We start from the raw sequence: 23953 nt of genomic DNA on the forward strand, positions 1-23953 counted from the left end.
GGCCCGGGCGGGCCGGCCGAGAGGCGGGCTAGGATCGGCATCCGCCAGGCCCAAATGGGCGCACCACCGACAGGACGGGAAAGCTGTGTTCGATTACGGCGGGCGGACCGGTTACGAAGCGATCAGCGACATCGACCGCAAGGAGTTCCACGAGCAGGGCTTCCTCCTGCTGCGCAATGTGCTGACCGAGGACCACCGAGCGGCACTCGAGGCCGCGGTCGACCGGGTGTACGCCGAGGAGAAGGCCGCCGGTAAGACCACCGCCGACGGCACCCTGCACCTGCTGGGCTTCCTGGACCGCGACGAACTCTTCGGCGACCTGCTCACCCATCCGATCGCGTTCCCCTACATGTGGGGGCTGGCCGGTTGGAACATCTACACCCACCACAACCATCTCGACGTCACCCCACCGGCGCTGGAGCCGGAGAAGCCGTACTGGGGGTGGCACCAGGACGGCTACCGGCAGAACTCCGACCCGGAGACGATGGACCCGAACCTGCCCCGGCCGATGTTCTCGCTGAAGGTGGCCTACGTCCTGTCCGACCTGTCGGAGACCGGCCGCGGCGCCACCAAGGTGATCCCCGGCAGCCACCTGCGCAACTCCCTGCCCCGCCCGGCCGACCTCACCGTGCACAACCCGGATCCCGAGGGTACGGTCGAGATCACCGCCAACCCGGGCGACGCGTTCATCTTCGACCGCCGGCAATGGCACTCCCGGTCGACCAACCTGTCCACGATCACCCGCAAGATGCTGTTCATCGGGTACACGTACCGCTGGATCCGCCCGTTGGACGAGTTGCATGTCGACAAGGACGGCCAGTGGTGGGCGAACCGGACCCCGGTGCAGCGACAGCTGCTCGGCGAAGGCACCCACACGGCGAACTACTGGGGCATCAACTGGGACGGCTACATCGACGACGAAATCCCGCTCCGTAAGGAACTCAAGGAGCGTGAGCTGCTCGACCGCAGCATCCCCTGGCTGCGCTGACCAGCGGTCACCGGGTCCGTCGTCGGCATCCGCCCCGCCTGTGCCGGGGATGGGCGCCGACGACGGACCAGGTGCCGTCAGCTGTCGATCGCGCGGTCAGTCCGTCGGCCCGAGCGCTCGGCCAGTCGACCCGGCCAGTCAGTACCGGCTCATGCTGCGGCGGCCACCGACCCCGACGACCAGTGCCACACCGACCGCGGCCAGAATCACCTGCACGAAGAACTCCCGCCAGTCGAAGCCGGCGGTGCTGGCGAAGCCGCCGGCACGGGCGATGACAGTGCCCAGCAGGGCGGCACCGACGCCGATCAGCATAGTCAACCAAATCGGGATGTTCTGCTTGCCCGGCACGACCAGACGGCCGAGCGCACCGATAATGAGGCCGACGATGAGTGCGGTGATGATGCCCATGACGCTCATCTTTTCTCCTCCTTGTCGGAGATGTCGCGTTGTCCTTGGTGACCGCTTAGTTCCCGGCCATCGCGACAACCAAACCGATTCATCTCCGCCGGACGAGCAACCGCGTCAGCGTCCGAAGGATGCCGCCACGTCCCGTACCGCCGCGTCCATGGTCGTGAAGGCCAGCGACGGCGGCTCGGCGAGGGCGAACCAACCACACTCGGTGGCCTCTGCCGGATCAAGCCGGATCCGGTCGCCGACCAGGGTGGCCAGGAAGAAGCACTCCAGCACGCTCAACGTCTCGTCCTGGAACTCGTACTCACCCAGATAGAGGCCGACCAACGCACCGAGCTCGACCTCGACGCCCAACTCCTCCCGGCACTCGCGCAGCGCCGCCGACCGGGGGTGCTCCGCCCCGTCGCAGAACCCGCCCGGGGTCTCCCACTGACCAGCCCGGGGCGGTTTGGCCCGTCGGATGGCCAGAAACCGGGTACGGGCGGGGTCGGTCACCACCACGTTGACCGTCGGCCGGGAACTCTGGAACAGCTGGTAGTCGCAGCCACCGCAGCGAACCGGCGGCGGGCCGGGAAGCCCGGCACCGCACCGCGGGCAGTACGCCGCGCTCGGGCCGTACCCACGGGGGATCACCGCTTGCCGCCGGACTTCCCGTCCGAGCCACCGCCATCCGAGGTGGACAGGGCCGCGATGAACGCCTCCTGCGGCACCTCCACCCGGCCGACCATCTTCATCCGCTTCTTGCCCTCTTTCTGCTTCTCCAGCAGCTTGCGCTTACGGCTGATGTCGCCGCCGTAGCACTTGGCCAGCACGTCCTTCCGGATCGCCCGGATCGTTTCCCGGGCGATCACCCGGCTACCGATCGCCGCCTGGATCGGCACCTCGAACTGCTGGCGGGGGATGAGGTTGCGCAGCTTGGCGGCGATCGTCGTGCCGTAGCTGTACGCCTTGTCCTTGTGCACGATCGCGCTGAACGCGTCCACCGGCTCGCCGTGCAGCAGGATGTCCACCTTGACCAGGTCGGACGGCTGCTCGCCGGAAGGCTCGTAGTCCAGCGAGGCGTAGCCCTTGGTCCGGCTCTTCAGCTGGTCGAAGAAGTCGAAGATGATCTCGGCGAGCGGCAGCGTGTAACGCAGCTCCACCCGGTCGGCGGAGAGGTAGTCCATGCCCTGCAACGAGCCGCGCCGGCCCTGGCACAGCTCCATCACCGCGCCGACGTAGTCGTTCGGGGTCAGTACGGTGGCCCGGACCACCGGCTCGTGCACTTCGGCGATCTTGCCGGTCGGGTACTCGCTCGGGTTGGTGACGGTGGCCGTCTCGCCGTCCTCCATCACCACCCGGTAGACCACGTTCGGGGCGGTCGAGATCAGGTCGAGGTTGAACTCCCGCTCCAGCCGCTCCCGGATGATCTCCAGGTGCAGCAGCCCGAGGAAGCCGCAGCGGAATCCGAAGCCGAGCGCGCCGGAGGTCTCCGGCTCGTACGTCAACGCCGCGTCGTTGAGCTTCAGTTTGTCCAGCGCCTCGCGCAGCGCCGGGTAGTCGGAACCGTCGATCGGATACAGCCCGGAGTACACCATCGGCCGCGGGTCCTTGTAGCCGCCGAGCGGCTCGGTCGCCGGCCGACCGTTGATGGTCACGGTGTCCCCCACCCGGGACTGCCGTACATCCTTCACCCCGGTGATCAGGTAACCGACCTCGCCGACACCGAGCCCGTTCGCCTTGATCATCTCGGGCGAGATCACCCCGATCTCCAGCAACTCGTGGGTCGCGCCGGTGGACATCATCTTGATCCGGTCGCGGGCCTCGATCCGCCCGTCGATCACCCGGACGTAGGTCACCACCCCCCGGTAGACGTCGTACACCGAGTCGAAGATCATGGCCCGCGCCGGTGCCGCCGCGTCACCAACCGGCGGGGTGAACTGGCGGACGATCTCGTCGAGCAGGTACGGAACGCCTTCCCCGGTCTTGCCGGAGACCCGGATGCAGTCGGCCGGATCACCGCCGATCAGATGCGCCAGTTCCTCGGCATACTTCTCCGGCTGCGCCGCAGGCAGGTCGATCTTGTTGAGCACCGGGATGACGTGCAGGTCGTTCTCCAGCGCCAGGTAGAGATTGGCCAGCGTCTGGGCTTCAATCCCCTGCGCCGCGTCGACCAGCAGGACCGCGCCCTCGCACGCGGCGAGCGAGCGGGACACCTCGTAGGTGAAGTCGACGTGCCCCGGGGTATCGATCATGTTGAGCACAGCCGACTCGCCCTGACGTTCACCGGCGCGGATCGTCCAGGGCATCCGTACCGCCTGGCTCTTGATCGTGATGCCGCGTTCCCGCTCGATGTCCATCCGGTCCAGGTACTGGGCCCGCATCTGGCGCGGGTCGACCACCTCGGTGAGCTGGAGCATCCGGTCGGCGAGGGTCGACTTGCCGTGGTCGATGTGCGCGATGATGCAGAAGTTCCGGATGCTGCCGGGTTCGGTGGCACCGGGGGCGTTCACGCCGGAGTCGGGCGTCGGAGGCACGGTGGTCCGTTCTGCTGGGCTGGAGTCCGTCGTCTCAGCCGGCGTCGCCGGCCGCCACCTATGTTCCCACGGCCCGATCGTCGGGGTGGCCATGCCCACCCACCGGGCCACCCACCGGGCCACCCGGGTGGCACCCGCGTGCCGGCCGGGTGCCGCTGCCGGGGTTCGTGGCGGCGGCGCGGCAGGATGGAGGGGTGGCTACAGTGCGGTTGCCCGCTATCCGGTACGACGCGACATCGGTCCGACCCGCCTGGGCGGACCTCCCACCCGACCTACGCGCGGCGATCTGTGGTCGGCTCGGCAGCCCGGTGACCTGGGCGACCAGCGCCGGCGGCGGCTTCACCCGGGGCTTCGCCGCGACACTGACCACCTCCGCCGGTGAGCGGGTGTTCGTCAAGGCGGCGTCGCTGGTCGAGCAGCGACACCTCAGCGACTGGTACGCCCGCGAAGCGGCGCTGACGGCCGAACTCCCGGCCCAGGTGGCGGCGGCCAGACCGCGGTGGACACTCACCACCGCCGGCTACTTCGTACTCTGTCTCGACGCTGTCGACGGCCGGATGCCGGCGCTGCCCTGGGCTCCGGCCGAGCTGGACGCAGCCCTGGCCAGCTGGGCGGGCGCGGCCCGCGCCCTGCGCCGGCCGCCGGCCGGGCTGGTCAACATCGGTCTGCCCGGGCTGGCCGACCTGGCCAGCGCCGACCTGGCCTGGTGGCAGGAGATCGCCGCCGGCCGGGAAGCCATGCCGGTGTTCGATACCGACACCGACGGCGACGGGCTGCTCCGGCGGCACCTGCCAGAGCTGGCGTCGCTGGAGGCGGACCTGCCCCGCCTGGTGTCCGACGACGCGGTCATCCACGGCGACCTGCGTCTCGACAACCTGCTGATCGACCGGACCGGGATGGCGTGGATCTGCGACTGGACCTGGGTGTGTCACGGTCCCGCCTGGTTCGACACGACGAGCCTGCTGGTCACCGCGTACGCCAGCGGCCTCGACGCAGACGCGCTGTTCGCCCGGCACCCGACCGCTGTCGACGCGCCGCCCGGCGGGCTGGACGCTGCGCTGGCGGCGCTCTCCGGCTACTGGCTGACCCGGGCGTCCGCCGGGCCCACCGGCGCCTCGCCGCATGTCCGCGCCCACCAGCGGTTCAGTGGCGAGACGGCGTTGGCCTGGCTGGCCGCCCGGCGTGGTTGGTCCGGCCCGTTTTGGCCGGCGCACCGATGAGCTGGTAACCTTGCCCTTCGCGCGTGGCGACACGCGTCGCCAGCATGCATCCCGGTTGTCGGGCCCGACCATCCGTCGGACTCCGGCACCTGTCCGGACCGCCACTGCGTCGGACCCGGTCACCGGGATGACTCGGGCGGACGCGTACGCCGCAAACGGATTGTCATTTTGGTCGTTTCGATTTCGGATGAGCAGGGCGAGGCTGTCGCGTGGCGAACATCAAGTCCCAGATCAAGCGCAACCGGCAGAACGAGAAGCGTCGGCTGCGGAACAAGTCGGTCAAGTCGGCGCTGAAAACCGCCGTCCGTAAGTTCAACGAGGCCAACGCGAACGGCGACACCGAGCAGGCTGCCGCGCTGATGCGGGAAGCCAGCCGCAAGCTCGACAAGGCCGTCAGCAAGGGCGTGATCCACAAGAACCAGGCGGCGAACCGCAAGTCCGCGATCGCCAAGCGCCTGCAGTCGATCGGCTCCTGACGAACCCGCTCCCACACGGACCAGCCGACCTCGCGAGGTCGGCTGGTCCGTGTGGGGTGACCATTGCCACCAGCCGGGCCCAACCCAGCTGAGCTGCGTCGGTCCCGACCCAACTGGTTCACGTCACTCGGGTGCCGGTGGTTGGTGATCGCTGAGCTGACCGGTGTGAAGCACGTTCAGCAGCACCGTCGGCGCGGCAAGCGCAGCAGCGGTAGCGGAGTTGGCTCCGACGGTCTGCAGGAAGACCGTCGGAGCCGCGAGGGCCGCACAGGTCGCCGCTGACGCAGTAGCCGTCGCGGCTGTCGCCTCGACGTGGGCGCCACCGATCCGCCTGATCCGGATACCGGGGCCGGTCTGGATACCGGGGCCGGTGCCGCCAGCCGGAAACGCCGATCCGGTCCGGGTACCGGTCACCGACCGTACGGGCTGCCCGGCCGCCAAGACCACCTCACGACGGAATATCTCCTGTTCCCGCTCGGGGACCAGCTCCGCCGACCGCTCGACCGCACCGGCGACCAAATCGTTGATCTTTACCATGACGGCCACCGCGACCGGCAGGACCAGCATGCCCCACCAGGGAATGAGTTCCGCCAGGGCGAGCAGCCCACCCAGCACGAAGCTGCCCTCGAAGAAGGCCAGACAGGTCAGCCCGCTGGGCTGCACGTACCGGAGCCGTAGCGCCCGGGCGTAGACCGGTTGGAACTCGTCCTCGATGGCGTCCTGCTCGTCGGCCGGGTCCAAATGGTCACGCGGATCCCGATGGTCGCGGCCGCTCACCGCTGATCACCACCGCTGCGCCGGGCCTGCGCGACCGCGACAACGGCCCGCTCCAGTGCGTAGTCCCGGTCGTCCGACCCGCCCTTGACATCGGCGTTGCACCGCGCCGCCGCGTGCATGGCATCAACCAGGCCTTCCGCGCTCCAGCCCCGGCTCTGCCGTTGCGCACGCTCGATCTTCCACGCGGGCATGCCGAGACTGCTCGCCAACTGGTACGGGCTCCCCCGACCGGCGGACGCGACCCGGGCCACGGTACGGATGCCGTCGGCGATCGCGTCGGCGATCGGCACCGGATCGACTCCGACGTGCAGGGCCCACCGCAGTGCTTCCAGGGCTCCCGACACGTCGCCGATGATCGCCGCGTCCGCCACGGTGAATCCACTCACTTCGGCGCGACCCCGGTAGTACCGGGCCACGGTCGCCGCGTCGACCCTGCCGCCCGTGTCCGCCAGCAGTTGGGCGCAGGCCGCGGACAGCTCTCGCAGGTCGTTGCCGACGGCGGCGAGTAGTGTCTCGGCGGCGTCGTCGGTGCACCGGCCGCCGGCGCGGCGGAACTCGTCTCGGACGAAGGCGACCCGTTCCCGGTGCCCCTTGAGCTTGGCCGCCGGCACCACGGTCGCCCCGGCCGACCGCAGCCCGTCGGCGAAGGCCTTCCCTTTGGCGCCGCCCGCGTGGGTGACCAGCAGCGTCACGTCCGGATCGGGTTGCTTCGCGTACCCGAGCAACGCGGCGGTCAGGTCCTTGCGGGCGTCCTGGCCACTGCGCAGCACGAGCAGTCGCCGACCGCCGAACAGGGACGGGCTGAGCATCTCGGCGACCTCGCCGGCACTGACCGCGCCCGCCTCGTACTCCCGTACGTCGGCGTCGGGATCGGTGGCCCGGGCAGCCTGGACGGCTTCCGTCACAGCCCGAGTGACCAGAAGTTCCTCGTCCCCGAGCACGAGTACCACGGCGGGCGGGGCGGCAATTTTCACGCCCGCCATAGTCGCACGGGTCGTACCACCGAGATCAACCCCCAATTTCTCGCAGAGTAGTTGTTCGATCACGCTCCGATAATAGGGACATTTGCCAGCGAGCTGTCACGAACAGCACCGGAACACCGCAGTTGACTGCGGTCTTCCGTCCCACCCGGATCAGCCGGTACGGGAGTTGATGTCAGCTCTCTGGTGGGAGACCGCGAGCCCGCCGGCACGCCGTACCACCGCGAGATCACCGTCGACATCGGTGCGCAGCACCCGCGCTCCCCGTGCCGACAGCCGGGCGAGCACTCCGGGATCCGGATGCCCGTAGCGGTTGTCGGCACCGACCGGCACCACCGCGACCGCAGGAGCCACCGCGTCCAGGAAGCCGACGTCCTGGAAGGCCGACCCGTGGTGGGCGACCTTGAGCACGTCCGCCCGCAGTCCGGCCGCCCCGAACCGGTCCAGCAACGCTTCCTGCGCGGCGTGCTCGGCGTCACCGGTCAGCAGGATCCGTACTCCGTCCACGACAGCCAGCAGCATCAGCGAGTTGTTGTTCGGATCGGACCTGGTCCCGATGAACGGCTCGGTCGGACCGAGCACCATCAACTCGACCTGGTCACGACGGTAACTCCAGCCGGGCGGAACCGGTCCGACCGCGACGCCTCGGGCCGCCGCCGCCAACTGCACCGCGTCCCGGCCGGCAGCCGGCTCCGGCCACCCGGTGGTCGCCACCGCCGAGACCAGACGGTGCCGCAGGACACCATCGACGCCAGCGACATGGTCGGCGTGGAAATGACTGATCACCAACAGCGGCACCCGGCTGATGCCGAGACGGCGCAGGCACCGGTCGGCAGCAGCCGGGTCCGGTCCGGCGTCGACGACCACAGCGGACCGGGCACCGGCGGGTAGCACCACCACGTCCCCCTGACCCACCGCACAGACCGCGACCACCCAGCCATCCGGTGGCCAGCCCGACGCGGCGAGCCGCACCGGCAGGGCCCCGACCACGGCTCCGACCGCTATGACCGCCAGCACTCGACGAGTGAACCCGTGACGGGCCAGGAGCAGCACGACGACCGTCAACGCGGCAAGAGAGAGCGCACCGAACGCCCCGTCCGGCCACGGCAGCGAACCCGCGGGAACCCGCGCCCCGTACCGGGCCACCGTCACCAGCCACCAGGCCGGCCAGTGACCGAGCCAGGCGAGCAGTTCGGCACCGCCCGGCCAGACCGGTGAGACGACGGCTGTCGCCACCCCGAGCACCGTCGCCGGGGCGATCGCCGGCACCACGAGCAGGTTGGCGGGGACCGCGACCAGGCTGATCAGTCCGGATAGGCCGGCGACGACCGGGGTGCAGGCCAGCTGCGCCGCCGCCGGGATCGCCAACGCGTCCGCCAGCGGAGCGGGTACACCACGGGCCACCATCGCGTCCCGCCAGCCGGGTGCGAACAGCAGCAGACCACCGGTCGCCAGTACGGACAGGGCGAAACCCGCGTCCGAGGCCAGCTCCGGATCGACCACGACCAGGACGGCCACGGTCGCACCGAGCGCCGGCAACGCCGCCCGCCGACGTCCGGTCGCCAGCGCGAGCAGCCCGACCGCACCCATCACCCCGGCCCGTACCACGCTGGGCGAGGGACGGGCCAGGATCACGAAGCCGACCAGCGCCACGGCGCACGCGACCGCTGTCAGGCCGGGACCAGCCCGACACCAGCGCATCCCGAGCAGGACGAACCCGACGACGACCGCGACGTTGGACCCACTCACCGCGACGAGATGGGTCAGCCCGGTGGCCCGGAAGTCCTCCTCCACCGCAGGATCCAGCCGGCTGGTGTCGCCGACGACGAGACCGGGCAACAGGCCACCGGGCTGGTCTGGCAACGGCTCGCAGGCGCGCTGCAGGCCCGACCGCAGGACACCGGCCGCCCGCTGCGCCCAGCTCGAGGACCCGACCGGCGTCGGATCTTCCCCGGTGGACAGCACTGCTGCGGTCAGATCACCACCGCGCGGTGGCGCCAACCGGCCGGCGACCCGCACCCGCTGCCCGGGCAGCAGCCCGTCCCAGGCGTTGCTGGTGCCGAGGACGAGCAACCGCACCGGACCGACCAGCCGGCCGGCGACGCCGTGGTCGGACCCGACGGCCGGCGAGCCGGACAGGCTGGCCAGCCGGACCGGTACCAGCCACAGCGGCGGTCCGGCCACCGCCGACCTGACCCGTCGAGGATCGTCCCGGATCACCAGCTCCGCGGCGACCGCCGCACGGTCGTCGACCAGCGCCGCGAGCGGCCCGGCGTCCCGCGCCGCCACCCGCGCGCCGGCAGCGGCGGCACCGCAGACGACGCCGAGCACCACCGCCATGGCCAGCCAGCCGTACGCGTGGATCCACCTGGTCAGCCGGGGCAGGTCGGCGTAACCGCCGGGCGGCCTGGCAGCGCGGCTGCGGCCGGTGCCCGTACCTCTGGTCAGGTAGACGCCGAGCAGACCGACCAGCGTCACGCCACCGCTGACCAGTGCCACCGCCAGTACGGCCGTGCCGTACACCACGGCGAAGGCTGCCAGCCAGCAGGCCACCGCGAACCCGGCCAGCCGCAGATCAGGCGGCCCGACCCGGTCACCGCCGGACGCCTTCACACTGTCACCAGCTCACGCAGTTGGTCGAACCGCGCGTCGCCGATGCCGCTGACCTTGCGCAGGTCGTTGACGGACGCGAACCCACCCACCCGCTCGCGATGGTCGATGATCCGCTGGGCGAGCACCGGGCCGACTCCCGGCAGCGTCTCCAACTGCTGCTGGCTGGCGGCGTTCAGGTCGACCTTGCCGGTCTCGCCCGGCTGGCCGGCGAGCGGGGCAGGTCCAGTCTCGGCTCCCGGCGGAGGTGTGACCCCGACCACGACGAGCTCGCCGTCCTGGACCGGGCGGGCCAGATTGAGCCAGGCGATGTCGGTGTCGGGCAGTGCGCCACCGGCTGCTTCCAGGGCATCGGCCACCCGGGCACCTGCCGGCAGGGTCACCAGGCCTGGCCGGTGGACCCGGCCGGTCACCGCGACGATCAGCTGTGTCGGCCCGCCGGTGCCGGTCGTCCCAGGTCCTGCCGCAGCGGGGCGGCCCTCAGGACTCGGGCCGGCGGCGACGGCCGACACCGGGGCGCCCTGGGCCGAGGCGCCGTCGGCGGACGGCACCGGCTCGACCTGGGGTCGTGCCCGCCAGGCGAGCAGCGCGGCGCCGGCTACCACCACGACAGCCACGGCGGCGAGCGCCCGCACCCCCCGCCGGCCAGGGTCGAAGGCGGGCAGCCGGGCGGTCGCCCCAGAGAAGGCCGGGTCATCGCCATCGATCGGGTCGCCCGATCCGGCCGGGTCATCGAGGTCGCGGACGGACGAACGGACGGGGTCTACCAGCACCCGTAGGTCGCCGTCGGCGCGGGTCAGTAGGCCGCCGTCGGCGCGGGTCAGTAGGCCGCCGTCGGCGCGGGTCAGCCGGGCCAGCCGACGCTGGACGGTGTCGTCGTCGATCACGTGCAGAAGCTAGGCCGCCGGCCAGGACGGTGGACCGGACTGCGGGCAGGGCTGTGGACGACCGGCGTGTTGTGGACAGTGCCCCGTACCAGACCCGGATCTTGCTATGGGCCGGCGGTCAGGGAGCCCGCCCGCCGGTGCACCACGACCGAGAGCAGACCGGGGCCGGCGTGTGCGGTCACCACCGCCCCGATCTGCGTCACGTGAACGTCCTGGAGCCGGTCGCCCAGCCGGGAGGTCAGTTCGGCACACAGGGCGGCGGCCCGGTCCGGATCGTCGAGGTGGTGCACGGCGACGTCGACCCGCGAGGCGTCGCCGGCCGCGAGACAGGCGAGGTCGACCAGCTTGGCCAGGGCACGGGCGGCGGTACGTACCTTGTCGCGCAGCACGATGTGCCCGTCCGGCACGTGCAGGATCGGCTTGACCGCCAGCGCCGTACCGAGCAGCGCGGATGCCGCCGTGATCCGACCACCGCGCCGCAGATGCTCCAACGTGTCGACGTAGAAAAACGTTCGGGTGCGGGCCGCTGCAGCGGTCGCGGCGGCGCTGACCTCGGCCAGGTCACCCCCGGTAGCCGCCACCGTCGCCGCGGCGAGCGCCGGGAAGCCCAGCCCCATGCCGGTCGAGCCGCTGTCCACCACCGCGACCCGGTCCGGGCCGGTCTGCCGGGCAGCCAGTTCGGCGGCCGCGACCGTGCCGGACAGCCCGGCCGACAGGTGCACCGACACGACCCCGGAGCTACCGGTGCGCAGCAGTCGCCGGTACGTCTCGGCGAACTGCTCGGGCGCGGGTCGCGAGGTGCTGACCGTCGAGCGCCGCGTGGTCAACGCGTGGGCCACCTCGGTCGGGGTCAGATCGAGGCCTTCCCGACGTTCGATGCCGTCGACCAGCACGGTCAGCGGCACCACCGTGAGGTGGTGCCGCTGCGCCAGATCGGCCGGCAGGTAGGCGGTGGAGTCGGTCACGACCGCGACGGACATGCCGGCACGCTAGCTGATCATCGGCAATCGTGCCGGACCAGGCGACCTGTGGGGTCGGACCGGCTGCCGGATCAAGCCGGCGATCAGGTCGGACCGGCTGCCGGGTCAGACCGGGGCGGGAATGTCCCGGGTGCTGCTCACCCCGACGTTGTGTGCCCGCAGTTGCCAGCCCCGCGACTCGTCGTACCGTAGCTCGGTCCAGTGGCAGTTCTGCAGCGGCGCGACGGTACGCAGCACCGGCACCCCCCAGCCGAGCAGATGGCCACAGCCCTGCCGGGCCGCCCCGCCGTGGGTGGCGATCACCACAGTCCCGCCTGGCATCGCGTCAGCCGCGTCCTGCAACGCCTCCCCGACCCGTTTGCCAAGGTCGTCGAGGCTCTCCACAGCGCAGCCGGGCGACGGATCGCCGGCCCGCCAGCGGGCGTGCTCGGCGGGGAACCGTTCCGCGATGGTCGGCATGGTGAGCCCTTGCCAGAGCCCGTACTGCCGCTCCCGCAGCCGGGGGTCGGAACGGACCGGAAGGCCGGTGAGTGCCGCCAGGGCCGCCGCGGTGTCGGCTGCCCGCTGGAGATCGCTGGCGACGATCGCGTCCGGTCGTAGCGCCGCGATCAGCGGCGCGGCGGCGGTGGCCTGGGCCCGGCCGAGGTCGTTGAGGGCGGTGTCGGTCTGGCCCTGCACCCGGTCGGCGGCGTTCCAGTCGGTGTTGCCGTGCCGCCAGACGATCAACCGGGTCACTCGGTGGCCCCGGCTTCGGCCTCGACCAGGTCACGGTCGACGAACGGGATGACCGGACAGTCCTTCCAGAGCCGGTCGAGGGCGTAGAACTCGCGCTCCTCGGTGTGCTGGACGTGCACCACGATGTCGTTGAAGTCGAGCAGCACCCACCGGCCGGCACGGTCGCCTTCACGCCGGATCGGCTTGGCCTTCTCCGGCAGCCGGACCAGGCTCTCCTCGATGGCGTCGACGACCGCCAGCACCTGGCGCTCGTTGGGCGCGGAGGCGAGCACGAAGGCGTCGGTGATCGCCATTCGGTCGGCCACGTCGATGACGACGATGTCCTGCGCCTTCTTGTCGGCGGCGGCCTGGGCGGCCGTCAGGGCCATCTCCCGCGCGCGCTCTGAGGCGCTCATCGGATCACCTCGACAACACTCCTTCAGCTAGACAGCTTCGCTGCTCTAGCCTCTCACACTCGCCCAGCCAGAAAATACGGATATATTACCTATATTGTGACAGCAGGGGGTCATTCACCCGAAGATTCCGTCTCGTACAGCCGACGTTTGGCGATGTACTGCACCACCCCGTCCGGCACGAGGTACCACAGCGGCTTGCCGGCAGCCACCCGCGCCCGGCACTCGGTTGACGAGATCGCCATCGCCGGCACCTCGACCAGGGACACCGTGTCGGCCGGCAGGTGCGCGTCGGACAACTCGAACCCCGGCCGGGTCACCCCGATGAAGTGGGCCAACTCGAACATCGCGTCCGTGTCCTTCCAGGACAGGATCTTCTCCAGGGCATCCGCGCCGGTGATGAAGAACAGCTGCGTCTTCGGCCCGTACACCGAGTGCAGGTCGCGCAGCGTGTCGACGGTGTAGGTCGGGCCAAGCCGGTCGATGTCCGCCCGACTCACCTGGAACGTCGGGTTCGACGCGGTCGCGATCACGGTCATCAGGTACCGGTCCTCAGCCGGGGTGACCGTCAGCCCAGCCTTCTCCCACGGATCCCCGGTCGGCACGAAGACCACCTCGTCGAGCGCGAAGCGCTCGGCCACCTCGCTCGCCGCGACCAGGTGACCCTGGTGGATCGGATCGAAGGTGCCGCCCATAATGCCGACCCGACGGATGCCATCGTCCATCGACGAATCGTATGCCGATGATCTACCCAGCCGGGCTGTCGCGTGGCGTAGGCAACACTTTCGGGGGCCTGCTCCCGCTTTGCGCCTCCGGCGATCACCGCCTACGCCGGTCCGGCACCGGCACCGGCTCTGGACGCGTACCGACGTCGAGCGGCCAACGCCCGGTCCAGTTCATCGGTGGCGTCGGTGACCACCCGACGTAGCCCGGCGGTCAGATCGTCGCGGGCGAGCATCGCGGTTGCCGCCGCCCGGGTCCGCTCGCTCACCGCGAACTGCGGGAAGGCCGTCTCCGCCACCCGGTCGGCGAGCCACGCCGCGCGGCGCCGGGTCGCCGCCGGCAGATCGGCGAAGTACCGGTCCACGTACGGCGCCGTCAGCTCGGTCTGTTCCGGCTGCCAGAACCCTTCGGCGTACGCCTCGACGAGACGGTTGGACAGGCTGGTGTCGGTCACGATCGCCTGCCAGGCACGCTCCTTGCCGGCCGGGTCCGGCACCGCCGCACGGCACTTCGCGGCCCACTGCTCACCGGCCGCGCTGCGGTCCCGGCCGGCCTCGTCGGCGATCTCGGTCGTGCCGACGCCGCCGCACGCCGCCAGCCGGTAGAGCAGCAACCAACGCAGGTCGGCGTCGACCGTCAGCCCGGCGGGCACCGCCCACCCCGCCAACCACCCCCGCAACCAGTCGACGTCCCCGCTGGCGGTGATCGCCCCCCGGGCCGCGGCCAACTGGACCGATGTGCCGGACCCGGCTGCGGCCAGCAGCCGGGTGCAGGCGGTGCCGAGCCGGGACCGCAGCACCGGACGGTCCACCGGGTGCGCGTACCGGTCGATCACCGACCGGCTCAGCCGCAGCACGTCCTCGACGACGACCACCACGGTCTCGGCCGGCAGGGCCAGCTCGATCAGCGCCGCCAGGTCGGCCACCGGCTGCTGGGCGTCACGTACCGCGTCCAGGGTCGCCGTCCACGACACAGCACGGGCCAACGGATCGGTCATTCCGGGCAGCATCGCCGGCAGCGCGGCCGACGAGGCCGGGTCGAGCCGCACCTTGGCGTACGTGAGGTCACCGTCGTTGACCAGCAGTAGGTCGGCCGCCGGCTCACCGACCAACGCCGGCACCAGGGTACGTCCGCCGTCGACGTCCGGGGCCAGGTCCACCGCCAGCCGGCGCCGCCGCACCGATCTCCGCCGGTCCCCGGTCGCCTCGGCATCGAACAACCCCAGTCCGATCCGGTGCGGACGCAGCACCGGATAGGGCTGCGGCGCGGTCTGCACCAGGGCGACCTCCCGGTAGCGGCCGGTCTCGTCGACGATCGTCTCGGCCCGGATCGTGTTCACCTGCGCCTGCCGCAGCCACCGCGTCGCCCAGCCGGACAGGTCGCGGCCACTCGCCTTGGTCAACGCGTCGAGCAGGTCGGCCAGCGTAGCGTTGTCGAACCGGTGGGCGGCGAAATGTGCCCGCAGCCCGGCCAGGAACGGTTCGTCGCCCAGCCAGGCCACCAACTGGCGCAGCACCGACGCGCCCTTGGCGTACGAGATGCCGTCGAAGTTGAGCAACGCCCGCTCGGCGTCCGCGACCTCCTCCGGCGCCACCGGATGGGTCGACGGACGCTGGTCCGCTGCGTACCCCCAGGATTTGTAGCGAATGCCGAACGTCGTCCAGGCGTCGGTGAACCGGGTCGCCTCGGCGGTCACCCGCACCCCGAGGTACTCGGCGAACGATTCGTTGAGCCACAGGTCGTCCCACCACCGCATGGTCACCAGGTCGCCGAACCACATGTGGGCCATCTCGTGGGCGATCGTGGTGGCCCGCCGCTCGCGTTCGCTGTCGGTGACCGCCGACCGGAAGATGTGGTCGTCGCGGAAGGTCACCAGGCCCGGGTTCTCCATCGCGCCGGCGTTGAACTCGGGCACGAACGCCTGGCCGTAGCCGCCGAACGGGTACCGCACGTCGAACAGTTCGTGGAACCGGTCCAGGCACTGCCGGGTGATCGTGAAGATCTCCTCGGCGTCGGCGTCCAGGTGCGCGGCGAGCGAACGTCGGCAGTACAGCGACAGTGGGACCCCGTCGTGCTCGGCGTGGCGGGCGTGGTACGGCCCGGCGATCAGGGTCACGAAGTACGTTGCCAGCGGCGCCGTCGGCGCGAAATCCCACCGGCCGTCCACCGGCGCGCCGACCGGCTGGCCGTTACCGGCCACCGTCCACTGCGGTGGCGCGGTGACCCGCAGCCGTACCGATGCCTTCAGGTCGGGCTGGTCGAAGCAGGCGAAGATGCGCGGCGCGTCGTCCAGGAACGACATGGCGTACAGGTACGTATCGCCGTCGGCGGGGTCCACGAAGCGGTGCAGCCCCTGCCCCGAGTTCGAGTACGCCATCCGGGACTCGACAGTCAGCGTGTTGTGTCCGGCCAGCCCGGTCAGCGGGAACCGGTTGTCGTCGAGCGTCGTCGGATCAAGATCGACCTCGTTGAGCCGTACCCGCGTCAGCTTCACCGCAGCGACCTCGACGAAGGTCGCTGCTCCCGGCGTGGCCCGGAACTCGATCACACTGGTCGACCCGAACTCGGTGTCACCGGCGGTCAGATCGAGGTCGATGGTGTACGACTCGACGGTGATCGTCGCGGCGCGTTCGACGGCCTCGGCGCGGGTCAGGCTCGGCATCCGACCATCCTGCCGCACATCGTGCAACCGGCGGCGGCTAGCCTGTGCCGGTAACCGGGCGTGTACCGCCTGACAAATCCCGCGTGTGTTCCCGTGCAGAAGGAGTCGACGATGGCGCAGCACCCCAAGGGCGATTTCGACCTGTCCCGTGCGGTGTGGCAGCGGGCCGAAGGTGACGACTCCGAGGGCGCGGTCGAGATCGCGTTCGTCGACGACCTGATCGGGATGCGCAACTCGGCCGAGCCGGACGGGCCGATCCTGGTCTTCACCCAGGCCGAGTGGGACGCGTTCGTCGCCGGCGCCCAGGACGGCGAGTTCGACCTGGAGTGACCCGGTGGTCGCGGCGGCCTGGGACGCACGGTCTACCCCGGGTCGCCGCCACCCCAGCTCAACGCGTTGATCCCGGCCGCGCGGTGGAAGCCGGGATGTTCGAGTACGTCGACACAGGTCTCGCTGTCCGGGTCCGGCCCGACCGCCCCGCAGAACAGCGGCTCGGCCAGGTGCCAGGCGTCCGTGTAGGACAGCCGCGCGACGCCGATCGCCACCTCGGGCCGCGGGACCGTCAAACGGCGAGTACTTCCCCTGCTCGATGGCGATGACGGTCTGTCGGGTGACGCCGAGCCGTCTGGCCAGCTCGGCCTGGGTCATCTCCCCGTTGGCAAAGCGCAGGGCCCGGATCGAGTTGGTCACCCTGGTCGGTCTGCCCACGCTTCACCACCCCCGGTGGTACGCGACGATCCCCAGGGTGGTCACCAGGAACGCCCAGGTGCCCTTCTCCTCGTACGACTTGACATCACTAAGGTAAAGGAGACGGAACATGATGTCGCTAGTCTTTGACATGGCCGGACCAGGGGCGCACCCGTAGGTGCAGGATGACCAGGACTACAGCGCGTCGTCGAGCAGGATGCGCCGCTGGTCCGTCGGCGTCACCAGGTGTACGCCGAGCAGCCGCACGCCGGCCTGACCGCACACCTGGTACGCGGTGTGGAACCAGAGCCGGTCCGGGTCGCTGACCGCGCTCGATCCGGACCGGGTGAGCACCACCAGCATCGAGCCGTCACCCGCCCGCTCCGCGAGCGCGTTGGCGAAGATCCCGACCGCCTGGGCGCAGTCGTCCGGGTCGAGCCGCGCCGGCAGGTCGTCGACCGGGCAGTGGACCTGTACACGGTCCTCCTCGTCGCAGAGAACGAACCGCACCCCGCGCCGCCCCCGCTCCCACCGCTCGATAGCGGCGGCGAGATGAGCATCGATAGCCTCGGGACTGTCCAGAACCGGCGAATCGCTCATGACCCGACATCGTCCACCATTCGCCCGGGTTCGGCCACCCCGCCCGCGTCGCCGGGCACCATGAGCCAGGACAGTCAGGCCGCGGCGACCGGAACCCGTTTCTCAAAGCAGACGCTGTACGGATTACCGACGTACTCGCCGTAGACCGGGATCCGGGCGTAGCCCGCCGAGGCGTACAGGTGCATGGCCACCGGCAGGTAGCTGCCGGTCTCCAGCCGGAAGATGGTGTGGCCGGCGGCGTACGCCGACTCTTCCAACGCGGTCAGCAGGTGCCGCGCGATACCCCGACCCCGGTAGGCCGGCCGTACGTACATCCGTTTGATCTCGGCGGTCTGCGCGTCCAACGCCTGGACGGCGCCGCAGGCGACCGCCCGCCCGTCCAGCACGCACACCAGGTACCGGGCGTCGTCGTGTACCTGGTGCCCGACCGGATCGACTGGCCGACCGGCACGCTCCGCCTCAGCCAGCTCGCGCTGCTGGGTCATGATCAGGGCGGCGACCTCCGGGTCGGTAGGCAGACGGCGCTCGATCAACACTCAGTCACGATAGGCAAAGCGCGTTTCCCGAAGGTTTCGTCCAGTTGGCCGGGATCAGGCCTGATTCCGACAACCCGACGTTCAACTGCCACCAACCCGCTTGGTAACAATCAGTTACCTCGATACGTCCGAGTCGTCCTCTGCTGGCCGCTGCCGGCGGGCCTTGCGGTCCGCCAGCCGCTGCGCGGCGCTGGCCCGGCTCGACTGCTCCTCCAGCCGGACATCGGTGCCGCGGGAGCTCGGCACGTACTCGACGTCAGCGAAGTGGCTCGGCTGCCAGTCGAACTCCCATGATCCGATCCTCACCAACGCGCCCGGCTCGGCGCCCGCCTTGGCCAACGCCTCCTCCACGCCCAGCCTGGCCAGCCGATCGGCGAGGAAGCCGACTGCCTCGTCGTTGTCGAAGTTGGTCTGCCGTACCCACCGTTCCGGGCGGGATCCCCAAACCCGGTACGCACCGTCGGCCGCCGGCTCGACGGTGAATCCGGCGTCGTCGACGGCCGCCGGCCGCAGCACGATCCGGGTCGGCTCCAGCTCCGGCGCGGCCGCACGGGCAGCGGCGACCAGTTCCGCCAGGGCGTAGGTCAGCTCCCGCAGCCCTTCCCGGGTCGCCGTACTGACCTCGAACGCCCGCAACCCGCGCGCAACCAGGTCGTTCCGGACCAGCTCGGCCATTGCCCTGCCGTCCGGTACGTCGATCTTGTTGAGCACCACCAGCCGTGGCCGGTCCGCCAGACCGCCGTAGGCGGCCAGCTCCGCCTCGATCGCGTCGATGTCGGCCAGCGGGTCCCGCCCGGGTTCCAGAGTCGCCGTGTCCACCACGTGGGCCAGCACGGCGCACCGCTCGATGTGCCGCAGGAACTCCAGACCGAGGCCCTTGCCGGTGGCCGCACCAGGAATGAGCCCGGGTACGTCGGCGACCGTGAAGGTGTGTTCGTCGGCCCGGACCACCCCGAGGTTGGGCACCAGCGTGGTGAAGGGGTAGTCAGCGATCCTCGGCCGGGCCGCCGAGATCACCGAGATCAGCGACGACTTTCCGGCCGAGGGGAAACCGACCAGGCCCACGTCGGCGACGCTCTTGAGTTCCAGTACGACGTCAAGCTGCTCGCCCGGCTCACCCAACTCGGCGAAGCCGGGTGCCTTGCGCCGGGCGCTGGCCAATGCGGCGTTGCCCCGGCCACCCCGGCCGCCCCGGGCGATCTCCAGGCTGGTGCCGGCACCGACCAGATCGGCCAGCACCTCGCCGTCGAGACCCTGCACACTCGTCCCGTTCGGCACCTTGAGCACCAGGTCGGCGCCTTTGGCACCGTCCCGGTTGCCACCGGCCCCGCCCTTGCCGTTCTCGGCCTTGGCGTGCGGCCGGAAGTGGAAGTCGAGCAGGGTGTGCACCTGAGGGTCGACGACCAGGGTGACGCTGCCGCCGTGCCCACCGTTGCCCCCGTCCGGCCCGCCGAACGGCTTGAACTTCTCGCGGTGGATCGAGACGCAACCGTGCCCACCGTTCCCCGCCAGCACATGCAGTACAACCCGGTCGACGAAGGTCGTCACGGCCCTATCCTCTCCATTGCCGCCGGCGGGACCGGCGGACACGACAAAGCGGGCTGGGACCTCTGGTCCGCAGCCCGCTCGTCAGGTTGCTCGACAAGCGTCAGCCAGCAACGCCAGGGCGCCTGCCTGCGGCGGCGCTGTACGGCAGATGCTACTGCGTCGCCGGAACGATGTTGACCGTCTTGCGGCCGCGCTTGGTGCCGAACTGCACCGAGCCGTCAGCCAGCGCGAACAGCGTGTCGTCGCCACCCCGGCCGACCAGGTCACCCGGGTGGAACTTGGTGCCGCGCTGACGGATCAGAATTTCGCCGGCGCTGACGACCTGACCACCGAACCGCTTCACGCCGAGACGCTTGGCCTGGGAGTCACGGCCGTTCCGCGAGCTGGACGCACCCTTTTTGTGAGCCATGGCTGGTGCCTACTTCCCGTTCGAGATGCCGGTCACCTTGACCTGGGTCAGCGGCTGACGGTGACCCTGGCGCTTGTGGTAGCCGGTCTTGTTCTTGAACTTGTGAATCCGGATCTTCGGACCCTTGGTCTGCGCGGCGATCTCGCCGGTCACAGCGACCTGGGCAAGCTTGGTCGCGTCGGTCACCAGGTCGTCGCCATCGACGAGGAGCACCGCGGGAAGCGTCACCGCGTCACCGGGGGCACCGGTGATCTTCTCGACCTCGATCACGTCGCCCTCGGCGACCTTGTACTGCTTGCCGCCGGTCTTGACGATCGCGTACATCGGACGCGGACTCCTGTCGTTTGTCGCTGGCGGATGGTGTTCGTGGCAGCTCGGTGGACCGTCGGCTACGCCGTGGGGAACGGACGCGGCGGTCTGCGACTGAGCAGTCACGGGCACGCGGGAACCTGGCGCACCGGGTGCGCCACCGGCAAGCGTACGGCATGCCGGTGGCTACCCTCAAATCGACCCCGGTCAGGGACGAGTCCGGCGGCGGGTGCCGCTGCTGCGGCGGACCCGTCGCCGACCGCCGGCGGCGTGATCGCCTGCGGACGCGTCCCGGTCATCGTCGTCATCGGCGAGATCGGGATCGTCCGCCCCGGCCAAGCGGACCGGTGCCGCGCCGTTGCCGGTCTCGACCACCGGATCCACCTCGTAGCGGGACAGGTCGTAGCCCATGGTCTCGTCCTCGTCCTCCGCGGTCGGATCGACCAGCGGTTGCGCCGCCGCGACGGGAACTCTGATCACGCCGGTGGTAGTCGGGGCAGCCTCGGCCTCGGCGACACCGGCGACCACGTCTGCCGGCTCATCCGGCTGGTCCGCCCCGGTCACAGCCGTCACGTCAGGTGCAGAGGTGACGTCAGGGGTATCGGTGACGTCAGGCGCCGGGGATGCCTCGTCCGCCGGTTGGTTGGCCTTGCGACCCCGGCGGCGGCTGCCACCGGTTGCCGCACCACCCGTAACGCTCGTACCACCACCGCTGGCCGGAGCTGCGGCGACCGTCTTCGCCCGGTCCCCGGCCCCGGTACCGCCCGACGATCGCGGCTTCTCCGGCACCGGCTCGGTGTGGATGATCAGCCCGCGGCCCTTGCAGCAGTCACAGGTTTCGCTGAACGCCTCCAGCAGCCCGGCACCGATCCGCTTACGGGTCATCTGCACCAGACCCAGCGACGTGATCTCGGTGACCTGGTGCTTGGTGCGGTCCCGACCCAGGCACTCGGTCAGCCGGCGCAGCACCAGCTCCCGGTTCGACTCCAGCACCATGTCGATGAAGTCGATCACCACGATGCCGCCGATGTCGCGCAGCCGCAGCTGGCGGACGATCTCCTCGGCGGCCTCCAGGTTGTTGCGGGTGACCGTCTCCTCCAGGTTTCCGCCGGCGCCGGTGTACTTGCCGGTGTTCACGTCGATGACGGTCATCGCCTCGGTCCGGTCGATCACCAGGTGACCACCGGAGGGCAGGAACACCTTGCGGTCCAGGCCCTTGAGGATCTGCTCGTCGATGCGCCGCTCGGCGAACACGTCCGCCACCGCGGCGTGCCGGCGCAGCCGGGCCAGCAGGTCCGGCGAGACGTGGGCGAGGTAGGACTCCACCATCTCGTACGCGGTGTCGCCCTGAACGACCAGTTCGCGGAAGTCTTCGTTGAACAGGTCCCGAACGACCCGGATGACCAGGTCCGGCTCCTCGTAGAGCAGCGTCGGCGCGCCACCGGAACCCGCCTTGGCCTGGATGTCCTCCCACTGTGCCTGCAGTCGTTTGACGTCGCGGGACAGCTCGTCCTCGCTGGCACCCTCAGCTGCGGTCCGCACGATCACACCGGCACCGTCGGGCACCAACTTCTTGAGGATGTCCCGTAGCCTCTTGCGCTCGGTGTCCGGCAGTTTGCGGCTGATCCCGGAGGCGTTCCCGTTCGGTACGTACACCAGATGCCGGCCGGAGAGCGCAACGTGACTGGTGAGCCGAGCGCCCTTGTGCCCGATCGGATCCTTGGTGACCTGCACGAGCACCGAGTCACCGGAACGCAGCGCCTGCTCGATGGACCGGGACCGACCTTCCAGGCCGGTGGCGTCCCAGTTGACCTCACCGGCGTACAGCACCGCGTTGCGGCCACGACCCACGTCGACGAAGGCTGCCTCCATGCTCGGCAGCACGTTCTGCACCTTGCCGAGGTAGACGTTGCCAGCCATGGTGCCCGACGAGGCCCGGGTGACGTAGTGCTCGACCAGGACGCCGTCCTCCAGCACGGCGATCTGGGTCCGGTCACCGCGCTGACGCACCACCATGTCCCGGTCGACGGCCTCCCGCCGGGCCAGGAACTCCGACTCGCTGAGGATCGGCGGACGGGTCCGCCGCTGCTCTCGGCCGTCCCGACGGCGCTGCCGCTTCGCTTCCAACCGGGTCGACCCGGTGACGCCCTGCACCTCGTCGACGGTTTTGCGTGGTTCACGAATCTTGACGACGGTCGGCACGCCGTCCTCGGCCCCGGACTCCGCGTCGCCGGAGCCACGGCGTCGGCGGCGACGCCGCCGACGGGTCATGGAGTCGCCATCGCCATCGCCATCGGCGTCGTCGGCCGACCCACCGTCATCGGACGCCTCGGTCTCGTCGCCGGTGTCGGCGTCGCCCTCCTCCGCGCCGCCCTTGCCCCGGCCCCGGCCCCGGCGCCCACGGCGCCGACGACGCCGGCCGGCCGGCGTGTCGTCGTCATCGTCGTCCGTGTCGGCGTCGGTGGTCACCTCAGCGGGCTGCTCCTGCGGTGCCTCTGCGGCCTCGGTGACCGGCTCGGCCGCCGGCTCGCTGTCGGCGCTACGCCGGCCCCGCCGACGCCGCCGCACCGGCTCGTCGTCGCCGGCCGCCTCGGCACCGTCGATGGTCTGGACAGCGGGCTCCACTGCCGCCGGCTGACCAGCGTCGGTGGCGACCGGCGGACTCTGCGGATCGGGTGCCATGAACAGCACGACAGGTGGTCCGGCTGCCGCTCTGCGGCGTCGGGACGACGGCGCGACGCCAGACACCGCAGCGGCGTCGTCGGTCGCCGGGCCGGCCTGGCCCACGGCGGCACCCGGCTCCGCGTCGGAGTCGGCGGCGGCCGGGCCGGGCATCGCCGCCGACTCGGACTTCGCCGACCGGCCGGCTGCTCGGGTCGGCACCGGCTCGGCGGCCGGTGGTGTCTCGGTGGCCGGCGTCGCAGGACCGACCGGCGACGATGTGGCCAGTTGGGCAGCGGCTGCTCCCGGGGCGGGTTCGCTCTCCTCGACCGGCACCACGACTGCCGGCTCGGCCGCCTTCTTCCGCCGGGTCCGAGTGGTCTTCTTGATCGCCGGCTCAGCAGTGGAGTCGGCCGACGGGCCGGCGGTGTCGTCCGGGCCACCCGCGTCAGCGGTATCAGTACCGGTGGTATCCGTACCGGCCTTGTCCGCTGCCGTCGAACGGCGACGGCGGGTCCGGGACACCGCAGCCGGTTCGCCGGTGGCTGGTGCCGGATCAGCCGAACCACCGGTCGTGGCCGCGTCGCCGCCGGCGACCCCCGCCGCGGCCTTGCTGGTCCGCCGCCGCGTCGTGCGGGCGGTTGTGGATCGGGTCACATCAGCGGGAGCGCCGGCCGGTTCGGTACCGGTCCGGTCCCCGCCCTCTGGCTCGTTTTCGAGCATTGGACGTTCTCCAGTTCTGGCCGCCCCGGGCGCGGGTGAGCGCTGCCACGCAGGGTTGCCGCAAAAAGTGATCCGGCGGACGCGCCGCTGAGCTTCCGGCCCGGTGGGGCGAGAGACCCGGAG

The 23953-nt window shown here is 70.8% G+C and carries 23 protein-coding genes and 1 pseudogene; 4 read left to right on the plus strand and 20 right to left on the minus strand.

Annotated features, from left to right (window positions below; genetic code table 11):
• Positions 1–85: 85 nt before the first annotated feature.
• Entirely contained in the window at positions 86–988 is a 903-nt protein-coding gene (locus tag O7610_RS13020; RefSeq protein WP_281551009.1) for a phytanoyl-CoA dioxygenase family protein, read from the plus strand.
• 138 nt (positions 989–1126) lie between these two features.
• Here the strand turns inward: O7610_RS13020 and O7610_RS13025 are convergent, their stop codons facing one another.
• The 3 genes from O7610_RS13025 to lepA form a co-directional block, all read right to left on the minus strand.
• Positions 1127–1405 (minus strand): GlsB/YeaQ/YmgE family stress response membrane protein, encoded by a 279-nt coding sequence (locus O7610_RS13025; protein WP_281551010.1) that lies wholly within the window; start codon positions 1403–1405, stop codon positions 1127–1129.
• A gap of 105 nt (positions 1406–1510) precedes the next feature.
• Positions 1511–2032 (minus strand): NUDIX hydrolase, encoded by a 522-nt coding sequence (locus tag O7610_RS13030; protein ID WP_281551011.1) that lies wholly within the window; start codon positions 2030–2032, stop codon positions 1511–1513.
• A complete protein-coding gene (lepA, locus tag O7610_RS13035; RefSeq protein WP_281551012.1) occupies positions 2029–3915 on the minus strand; it encodes a translation elongation factor 4 in 1887 nt (628 codons plus the stop codon). The genes O7610_RS13030 and lepA overlap by 4 nt, the downstream gene beginning before the upstream one ends.
• 194 nt (positions 3916–4109) lie before the next feature.
• On the opposite strand from lepA, the gene O7610_RS13040 reads away from it, so the two are divergent.
• Positions 4110–5135 (plus strand): phosphotransferase, encoded by a 1026-nt coding sequence (locus O7610_RS13040; protein WP_281551013.1) that lies wholly within the window; start codon positions 4110–4112, stop codon positions 5133–5135.
• Between the two features lie 209 nt (positions 5136–5344).
• Complete coding sequence (gene rpsT / locus O7610_RS13045; protein WP_278170679.1) at positions 5345–5611, plus strand: 30S ribosomal protein S20; 267 nt, start codon at positions 5345–5347, stop codon at positions 5609–5611.
• 123 nt (positions 5612–5734) lie between these two features.
• Here the strand turns inward: rpsT and O7610_RS13050 are convergent, their stop codons facing one another.
• From O7610_RS13050 to pepN, 9 genes are all read right to left on the minus strand, one after another.
• Positions 5735–6388: a hypothetical protein gene (locus O7610_RS13050; protein WP_289213381.1), complete on the minus strand. Its 654-nt coding sequence runs from the start codon at positions 6386–6388 to the stop codon at positions 5735–5737.
• The gene (gene holA / locus O7610_RS13055) at positions 6385–7371 is read right to left on the minus strand and encodes a DNA polymerase III subunit delta (protein ID WP_281551015.1); all 987 of its coding nucleotides are present in this window, start codon (positions 7369–7371) and stop codon (positions 6385–6387) included. Before holA ends, O7610_RS13050 begins: the two co-directional genes overlap by 4 nt.
• Positions 7372–7521: 150 nt before the next feature.
• On the minus strand, positions 7522–9981 hold the full coding sequence (locus O7610_RS13060) for a ComEC/Rec2 family competence protein (protein ID WP_289213382.1): 2460 nt from the start codon (positions 9979–9981) through the stop codon (positions 7522–7524).
• Complete coding sequence (locus O7610_RS13065) at positions 9978–10751, minus strand: ComEA family DNA-binding protein (protein WP_475052199.1); 774 nt, start codon at positions 10749–10751, stop codon at positions 9978–9980. Before O7610_RS13065 ends, O7610_RS13060 begins: the two co-directional genes overlap by 4 nt.
• Before the next feature lie 218 nt (positions 10752–10969).
• Positions 10970–11845 carry a DegV family protein gene (locus tag O7610_RS13070; protein ID WP_289213384.1) on the minus strand — a complete coding sequence of 292 codons (876 nt, stop codon included), beginning with the start codon at positions 11843–11845 and terminating at the stop codon, positions 10970–10972.
• A gap of 105 nt (positions 11846–11950) precedes the next feature.
• On the minus strand, positions 11951–12580 hold the full coding sequence (locus tag O7610_RS13075) for a histidine phosphatase family protein (protein WP_281551018.1): 630 nt from the start codon (positions 12578–12580) through the stop codon (positions 11951–11953).
• The gene (rsfS, locus tag O7610_RS13080; RefSeq protein WP_281551019.1) at positions 12577–12975 is read right to left on the minus strand and encodes a ribosome silencing factor; all 399 of its coding nucleotides are present in this window, start codon (positions 12973–12975) and stop codon (positions 12577–12579) included. Before rsfS ends, O7610_RS13075 begins: the two co-directional genes overlap by 4 nt.
• A 110-nt stretch (positions 12976–13085) precedes the next feature.
• Positions 13086–13697: a nicotinate-nucleotide adenylyltransferase gene (nadD, locus tag O7610_RS13085; protein ID WP_281551020.1), complete on the minus strand. Its 612-nt coding sequence runs from the start codon at positions 13695–13697 to the stop codon at positions 13086–13088.
• Positions 13698–13798: 101 nt separating this feature from the next.
• Positions 13799–16357: an aminopeptidase N gene (gene pepN / locus O7610_RS13090; RefSeq protein ID WP_281551021.1), complete on the minus strand. Its 2559-nt coding sequence runs from the start codon at positions 16355–16357 to the stop codon at positions 13799–13801.
• Between the two features lie 111 nt (positions 16358–16468).
• Here pepN and O7610_RS13095 point away from each other — a divergent pair, with 111 nt between their 5' ends.
• A complete protein-coding gene (locus O7610_RS13095; protein ID WP_281551022.1) occupies positions 16469–16687 on the plus strand; it encodes a DUF397 domain-containing protein in 219 nt (72 codons plus the stop codon).
• Positions 16688–16719: 32 nt separating this feature from the next.
• Here the strand turns inward: O7610_RS13095 and O7610_RS13100 are convergent, their stop codons facing one another.
• The 8 genes and pseudogenes from O7610_RS13100 to O7610_RS13130 form a co-directional block, all read right to left on the minus strand.
• A complete protein-coding gene (locus tag O7610_RS13100; RefSeq protein WP_281555820.1) occupies positions 16720–16923 on the minus strand; it encodes a hypothetical protein in 204 nt (67 codons plus the stop codon).
• 13 nt (positions 16924–16936) lie between these two features.
• A pseudogene (locus O7610_RS30640) lies at positions 16937–17005 on the minus strand (helix-turn-helix domain-containing protein); the annotation flags it as partial.
• Positions 17006–17239: 234 nt separating this feature from the next.
• Positions 17240–17644, minus strand: coding sequence for a hypothetical protein (locus O7610_RS13105; RefSeq protein WP_148083506.1), 405 nt, complete (start codon positions 17642–17644; stop codon positions 17240–17242).
• A gap of 74 nt (positions 17645–17718) precedes the next feature.
• Entirely contained in the window at positions 17719–18180 is a 462-nt protein-coding gene (locus tag O7610_RS13110; RefSeq protein WP_281551023.1) for a GNAT family N-acetyltransferase, read from the minus strand.
• A 114-nt stretch (positions 18181–18294) separates the two neighbouring features.
• Positions 18295–19728, minus strand: coding sequence for a GTPase ObgE (obgE, locus tag O7610_RS13115; protein WP_281551024.1), 1434 nt, complete (start codon positions 19726–19728; stop codon positions 18295–18297).
• A gap of 151 nt (positions 19729–19879) precedes the next feature.
• Positions 19880–20137: a 50S ribosomal protein L27 gene (gene rpmA / locus O7610_RS13120; protein ID WP_123602997.1), complete on the minus strand. Its 258-nt coding sequence runs from the start codon at positions 20135–20137 to the stop codon at positions 19880–19882.
• 9 nt (positions 20138–20146) lie between these two features.
• Positions 20147–20461: a 50S ribosomal protein L21 gene (gene rplU / locus O7610_RS13125; RefSeq protein ID WP_123602998.1), complete on the minus strand. Its 315-nt coding sequence runs from the start codon at positions 20459–20461 to the stop codon at positions 20147–20149.
• Positions 20462–20653: 192 nt separating this feature from the next.
• Positions 20654–23830: an Rne/Rng family ribonuclease gene (locus O7610_RS13130; protein ID WP_289213385.1), complete on the minus strand. Its 3177-nt coding sequence runs from the start codon at positions 23828–23830 to the stop codon at positions 20654–20656.
• Positions 23831–23953 lie beyond the last annotated feature (123 nt).

This window comes from Solwaraspora sp. WMMA2065 (assembly GCF_030345075.1).
In the GTDB taxonomy this organism is placed as follows: Bacteria; Actinomycetota; Actinomycetes; order Mycobacteriales; family Micromonosporaceae; genus Micromonospora_E.